Origin of the sequence: Kitasatospora sp. NPDC007106, from assembly GCF_040634455.1 — a bacterium.
Lineage (GTDB): Bacteria > Actinomycetota > Actinomycetes > Streptomycetales > Streptomycetaceae > Kitasatospora > Kitasatospora arboriphila.
Genome location: NZ_JBEYFP010000328.1, coordinates 1 through 6,561, shown reverse-complemented (window position 1 = coordinate 6,561; position 6,561 = coordinate 1). Strand labels below are relative to the sequence as shown.

General features: G+C 69.9%; 7 protein-coding genes. 2 read left to right on the top strand and 5 right to left on the bottom strand.

The window, feature by feature from the left end:
• Positions 1–80 precede the first annotated feature (80 nt).
• On the bottom strand, positions 81–275 hold the full coding sequence (locus ABZ641_RS22375; RefSeq protein ID WP_344624944.1) for a hypothetical protein: 195 nt from the start codon (positions 273–275) through the stop codon (positions 81–83).
• 100 nt (positions 276–375) lie between these two features.
• Positions 376–1,821: a C25 family cysteine peptidase gene (locus tag ABZ641_RS22370; protein ID WP_359984268.1), complete on the bottom strand. Its 1,446-nt coding sequence runs from the start codon at positions 1,819–1,821 to the stop codon at positions 376–378.
• A gap of 436 nt (positions 1,822–2,257) precedes the next feature.
• Here ABZ641_RS22370 and ABZ641_RS22365 point away from each other — a divergent pair, with 436 nt between their 5' ends.
• Complete coding sequence (locus ABZ641_RS22365; RefSeq protein WP_359984265.1) at positions 2,258–3,208, top strand: WD40 repeat domain-containing protein; 951 nt, start codon at positions 2,258–2,260, stop codon at positions 3,206–3,208.
• 172 nt (positions 3,209–3,380) lie between these two features.
• Here ABZ641_RS22365 and ABZ641_RS22360 read toward each other — a convergent pair whose 3' ends face one another.
• A complete protein-coding gene (locus tag ABZ641_RS22360) occupies positions 3,381–4,100 on the bottom strand; it encodes a hypothetical protein (RefSeq protein ID WP_359984262.1) in 720 nt (239 codons plus the stop codon).
• Positions 4,101–4,297: 197 nt separating this feature from the next.
• On the bottom strand, positions 4,298–5,059 hold the full coding sequence (locus tag ABZ641_RS22355; protein WP_359984260.1) for a hypothetical protein: 762 nt from the start codon (positions 5,057–5,059) through the stop codon (positions 4,298–4,300).
• A gap of 353 nt (positions 5,060–5,412) precedes the next feature.
• On the opposite strand from ABZ641_RS22355, the gene ABZ641_RS22350 reads away from it, so the two are divergent.
• The gene (locus ABZ641_RS22350; RefSeq protein WP_344624942.1) at positions 5,413–5,754 is read left to right on the top strand and encodes a hypothetical protein; all 342 of its coding nucleotides are present in this window, start codon (positions 5,413–5,415) and stop codon (positions 5,752–5,754) included.
• Between the two features lie 263 nt (positions 5,755–6,017).
• Here ABZ641_RS22350 and ABZ641_RS22345 read toward each other — a convergent pair whose 3' ends face one another.
• A complete protein-coding gene (locus ABZ641_RS22345; RefSeq protein ID WP_359984257.1) occupies positions 6,018–6,440 on the bottom strand; it encodes a hypothetical protein in 423 nt (140 codons plus the stop codon).
• Between the last annotated feature and the right edge of the window lie 121 nt (positions 6,441–6,561).

Here is a 6,561-nt window from a genome sequence, read left to right as displayed (position 1 = left end):
CCCGTGCCGGGGGGCGGCTGCCGGCGCGAGCGGAGTGGGCAGCGGGGCGGGCAGTCGACCGCCTCGGGTCGGTCACCGCGTCATTCGTTGTCCAGAACGGACCATTCGGTCACGAAGAAGTACTGCCGGTCGACTTCACCCTGCGCTTCCACGAGGTGGCCGGCCAGGTGGTTCAGGCTGGTCGCCTCGAAGGGGCTCTCCCCGGGCCTGCGCACCACGTAGTCGTGTTCGCCGTGGTGCAGCACGAGGGCGTCCCGTTCGCTCTTGGAACCCACGTCGACGCGCTTGATCGAGAGCCGACCGCTCAACCGTGTCACGGCTACCGGGCCTCGACTTCGTCCACGGACACGATGGTTCCCGCCTGTTCATGGACGATCACGATGACATCCGTGCACACGGGGGCCTCCGGGTCCCGTTCTGCGTGCAGCAGGTGCTGTCGCGGCGGCGGCTCGAAGACCTCGGCATGGCGCCGCTGCCCTGCCAGACCCCGGCGAACGAGGAGATGGTGGCTGTCGGCGGCAGTCCGTGCCGTTCCCCGATCTCCCGCAGGCGCGACTCGAGTTCGGAGCTGCGTGCGCTGCCGGGAATCGGCTCGGGCACGTAGATGCTCTGCTCCAGCACGTGTGCGGCACGCCGGGCTTCCCGGCGGCGCTCGGTCAGGGCGGCCTTCGCATCCCCCTCGGCCGCGGGCTTCGGCGGCTGCACCGGCCTGAGCGAGGGATCACCGAGGAGGATGAACTGCGAGAGCGTCTTCAGATCGACCGCGTCGAGAGTGGTCTTCCGCTTCACGTAGTCCAACCTCGCCTTGAGCACGGCGTATCCGCTGGACCGGCCCTTGAGCGCCTCTCGGACGGCGTACTGGGTGATCAGATCCGCCTGGTCACAGTAGTCCGCGGGCCCGTACGCGATGTTCGTGCTCGCGAAGAAGACGACCGCGCCGCTGCGGAGGTACGTGTTGCAGATGGACATCCGCGTGTGGGCGTCGGGCTCGTAGAGTTCTGCGCCGTAGCAGCACTCCGCCGCCAGGATCGTCCCGCCGGTGAGGGGCTTGTCGACGTCGTCGGCCTTGAGCGCCACGGGATAGTTCGAGCCGCTCTGCCCGTACCACTGGGGATCGTTGGAGGCCCCGTGGCAGTTGACGAAGTGGCTCCTGCCGGCCAGGGCGCTCGACGACCACGGTGAACCGTCGGGCGGAACCAGGTGCAGCGCGGAGGAGCCACCGAAGACGGTCGTCAGGTTCTCCCGGGTCGACTTCTCCCAGACTGCGGCGGAGAGCCCGACGTAGGTCTGGTAGGCATCGAGACCGGCCGGCGTGTGGGCGGCGGAGAATGCGATGAGACTCGTCAGATAGGCCGGATCGTGACTTCCCGTGACATCGGGGAGCCGACCGACGACGCGGCTGGGGTTGGTGAATCTGCTCGGCTCACCACCACCGGCATCGTAGGTGGTCTCGCATGCGTACGGCAGATCGCTGGGCACCGAGGAGTCGGAGTCGGGTGCAAGGTTCTTCAAGGACTGATGCGGGACGACGTCGTAGCTGCCGAGGATCATCAGATAGTCCGGACGGGCGGAGTGGAACACCGCGTCGACGGCGTCCTTGTTCTGCTTCTCGTCCGTCTCGCTCGTGACCGCCGACGCACCGTACGCGGCCATGTCGGTCCCGCTGCTCAGGTCCACCACCGTGGTGGCGATGCCACGACCCAGGTCGGCCTGAACCAGTTTCGCCACTTCTGCCCGCACCGACGCGAGAGCGGACTGCCCGTACCCCTTCTTTTGCATGGCGGAATAATTGGTGACGATGATTTTCGTTGCCGCGTCCAATTCGGGACACCTTTCCGAGTCCGGATGCATGAGATCTGCGCAGCCCGACGAGGCGCACGAACGACAGGAGGGGATGCGGAGATCGGCCATCGTTGACGCGATTGAATGCCGCTGAATGCCGCGACGAGCGATTGCCCGACCGGCGGAGACGGGGCACGTATCGACCCGTCCCGATCAAGCCGGCGCAAGACCCTGCCGGCTGGAGCCGTCGCGATGCACGGAGGGGAAGTACCCTCCGTGCGCACACCAGCGAGTGCCAGTGCGTCGCCGCAAGCATGACAAGTACAGAACCCCGCCGCATCTCGAGCACGGACGGTTTCGGGAGTTCTCGAACCCGGAGTCATGTCCGGACGGGTCTGTTCGAGGTCGGAGCCGGGTTGTCAGGGTGGATCGGTACGGTTCGGTCGGCGTGCCGGGATGAGCTGGGGAGGCTGGGGTGCGGGTCGAGCGAACGGCGTCGGGCCTGCGGATCGTGGAGGCGCACGAGGGGACGGCCGGGCCGCTCCTGCTCGAGGTCGGCCCGGCCGGTGAGGTCCTGCTCGTGTCGGCCGGTGTCGACGGCGTGTGTCGTTGGGACGCGGCGACGGGTGAGCTGCTCTGGCGGGGAACGCCGTGGGCCGGGGTGATGGATCTCGCCGCCGTGTTCGCCGCGGACGGGCGGTGCGTGGTGGCTGCCGTCGACCAGGACGGGATCGACCGGTGGGACGCGCGGACCGGGGCCGAGCTGCCGAGCCGGGACCTGTGCGGGGATTCGCTGTGGGGCGCGACCGGAGTGGTCCTGCCGGACGGCCGGCCGGTACTCGTCGCAGCCGGCAACAGCGGGGTGTACCGCTGGGACGCGTTCGGCGGCGAGGCGGTCGGCCCGGTGCTCGCTCCCGGCCCGGGCGGCAAGTCGGCCGCCGCCTTCATGATTCTCGACGGAACGCCGGCGATCGTCTGCGGCGACGAGAACGGGCGCGTGCACCGCTGGAACGCCGTCACGGGAGAGGCTCTCGGGGCACTGCTCGAAGGCGCCGGCCGGGACGCGGTCCAGGTCGCAGCACTCCCGTTGGAGGACGGCAGGACACTGATCGCGTCCTGCGACACCGGGAACCTGATCCGGCGCTGGGACGCCGCCGACGGGGAGCCGATCGGTGCACCGATCGAAGCGGGCGTCACGGTCCCCATGCTGTCCGCGGCCCACCTGGACGGCGAGCCGGTCCTGATCACATCCGGCGACGACGGGATCGTCCGCCGGTGGCACGCCGTCACGGGAGAACTCCTCGACTCCTCACTGCCCGGAGTCGCCGCAGCCTGCGCGACGCTCCCGGACGGCACCGTGCTCCTCGCCACCGGCACCTACAGCGGCGACGTCACGGTTCACCGTCTCGGCCGCTCGGGCTGCTGAAGAGGGCGTGGTCGTGACAGGCCGCCCGCGGGTGCGGACGGCCCGGGATCGGTCGGGGGTGCCGATGGCCGTCGCCGCCGGTGAGGCGGCGGCCGCTGATGTCGACGTGGAGCTGCTGGACGTCGACGGGCGCCGGTCGCCCGAGGCGCTGCACGCCCGAGCCGGACGCGGATCAGCCCGGATGGAAGGCGATCCGCACACCCGTGTCCACCGGGAGGATCAGTACGTTGCCGTCCTCCCAGGTCCAGTCCCGCGGGATCAGGAACATCCGGTTGTCGGCCTGCGCGAGTAGCCGCATGCCGCGGTAACGGTAGCGGTAGCGCTGGCTCGCCCCGGCGTCCGGCAGCGTCCGCTCCTCCACACCGGGCCACTGGAGATACAGCCGTTCCGTGGTGTCGAGCACCACCGCGGGACGCAGGGCGAGGTTGCCGGCCAGCCACCGTGCGTCGGCCGTTCCCTTCTGGTGGGCGAAGCCGCCGGCGGCCCAGAACGAGCAGAGCACGATGAGCGCCGCACTGATGCCGAGCGCCGCCCGCTCCCCGGCCAGCGGGTACGGCGCTCCCCCCACCCGGACGGCCAGGAGCCGGGCCAGCACCACCACGAGCAGTGCTCCACCGAGCAACAACGGGGTACCCATCGGGCCGGCGTCGATCACCTCGAACCCGGCAAGGAAGCCCAGCACCAACAGCGGAACGGCCACCACCACCGTTTGGCGGGCCCGGCGCACGATCCGGCCGCCGTCCGCGCCGCGGCGCATCGTCCGCGTCGCCAGGTGATAGCCCAGGGTTGCCAGCAGGCCGACACCCAGCAGCACGCCGGCAGGCAGGTACAGCGCGGGCGAACTGCGCAGCAGCAGGTCCTGCGTGGAGAAGTTGAGGGTCGCGGCGTCCACACCGAAGTAGTGGTACAGCGAGTCGGTGTAGGCGTAGCCGAAGAAGAAGAGCAGGGCCGTGATGAAGGTGGTCGGCGCGATCCAGGAGGCGAGCAGGCCGATCCAGCCGCTCCACGACCGACCCGGCGGTGGCGATGATTGCGCCTCGGTGCCGGCGGAGCTCTCGCCGTCGTCGGGATCCTGCCCGCCGTCAGCGGTCAGCGGGGACTCGCAGGCCGGGGGGCGGGTGCGGGCTCGCCGGACGGCTGGGTTCCGGGGTTCTCGTCTCCGGGGCTCTCGTCTCCGGGGCTCTCATTGCCCGGATTCGGGTTGTCCGGGGTGTTACCGCCGGGGGTGTCCGGGTTCTCGCCCGGGTTCTTGTCAGGGTTGTCGGGGTTGTCGCCGCCCGCAGATTTGCTGGGGACGTCGACCGTGGTCGCGGCGGTGACGGTGTGCGTCTCGCCGTCGATGGTGACGCTGATGCAGAGGGTCGGGTTGCTGTTGGGCGGAGGGTTACCGCTCAGCGTGAAGCCGACGGGCACCGTGCTGTTCCCGTCCACCACCTCGACCTGCTGCGTTTGCGAGGACGTGAACTTGCCGGTGGCGCAGTCCCGGACATTGCTGATGGTCGCCGTGAAGCTCGCATTCGTCGAACTCGACAGACCGATCTGCACAATGGGCCACTGCCCGCTGGCGTTGGCCGAGACCTGGCCCGCCGTCTTGAAGCTACCCTGGTTGCCGCCGTCCTTGGCTCGCTGGTCCTGGGGCTGCTGATCCGAGCCCTCTGCCAGCGGCGTCGCGCCGAGGTCGGTCGTCGTCTGCGTCGCGCTGGCTGCGGCGCCCGGTCCAGAACCGGAGTCGCCACCGCCCCCGCAACCTGCAAGGACCGGCACCAGGAGCGCCGCGGCCAGCTGGCTGACCGGCCCGCCGGCGAAGGTGCGGAGCCTGGCGCAAGGCGTCCCGGACATGAGTTCTCCCATCCGCGGGGATGCGACGAGAAGACGGACTGGACCGACCTTGCGAACTTTAACCGTTCGCACACTTTCTGACTGTCCGCCAGCCGTGTGGAACCAGCCGGCCCTCCCGTCGGAGTACGAGCGCTGCAACAGTGCTTGCCGTGACGGGGGTTTCAGCTCCTGGGCCGTGGCCTCGCCCCTTGCCGTGGCCGGCCCGGGCCTGGTGTCCACACCCCTGGCGGCAGGCGCGGAGGGCGGACGGCTGCTCGGGCACGCCGAACTCCGAGGGGCTGTCCCGGAACCGCTGGTCGAGTCACGCAGTCGAGGCGCCGGGAATCGGCGCGACTCCGGACGGACGACTGTGGCAGCCTGCGGCCATGCCAGCAGAACTGAGAGAGCACGCAGGCCGTCACTACGCCGTCCGGTTTCACTACGCCCTGCCCGACGACGCCTGGGCCGTGGAGCTGAGCGAGGCCATACCCGTGCCGGCCTCAGGGGCCGAGATCCCGAGCGCCCTGACCCACCTGCCCGGGGGTGCCTTCCTGGTGGCGTTCGTCCCCGACGAGGATCCGGCGCTGGAGCCGACCGTCCACATCCACAGCCATGACGAGCACGTCGTCCCCTACGAGATCATGCGCTGGTTCATGGAGCAGGTCACCGAGCAGGTGGAACGCTGTCGGGCCACCTACGCACAGGAGAATCCCGAAGCAGTGGAATGATCTCGGCACGGCCGGTGCGATGACGGCGTCGGAGCCCTCCTGGACAGCCCCTTCGCCGGGCTGGGCCCGCGGGACTTCCGGTTCGCACAGCATCCGACCGCCAGGGTTTCGGGGGGTGCAACCGGTGCCGGTCGGCCGCCCCGGCGGGCGACGCCCGTCGCCGGGTGGGGGCCGAGGGCTCGGTCGGTACGCCGGGGTGGCGGGCGGGTCGCTGCCGCTTCGGGGAACGTCCCCCCGGGCCCTCGGCCGTCCTGTGGGGGGTGTCAGCCGCAGGAGTGCCAGGGCGTCGTGTAGTTGACGAGGACGCTGCCGCCCGGAGTGGTCATCCAGACCCATTCGCGGACGCAGGTGCCGGTGCCGGCCACCCTGACCGGGCCCGCATAGGTGGTGAACTGGCCGTCGTCGACCTTGCTCTGCGCACCCTTGGCGTTCGAGATGTCCATGGCCATGTGGGTGCTCACGCCCGCGTACACCGACTTGACGAACACCGAGCAGTTGGTGGTGCCGTCGAAGTAGTCGTAGATCGTGCCGGCCTTCGAGCCGTTCACGTCGTTGACGGTCGAGGACCACGAGAGGCTTCCCGCGCATCCGTAGTTGCCGGCCTGCGCGGCCGGCGCCGTCAGGACGCCGCCCAGGACCGCCAGTCCGGCGGCGGAGACTGCTGCTATCGCCTTGCGTGCGCGCACTGTCGCTTCCTTACTGCACTCATAGGGATTGAGGCGCAGTCATATCAAACGAATGATCTTGACGGAGACTCGGTGCGCCGAGGGCGCGTTGCGGCCCGTGGCAGCTCGGCGGGCGCGAGCT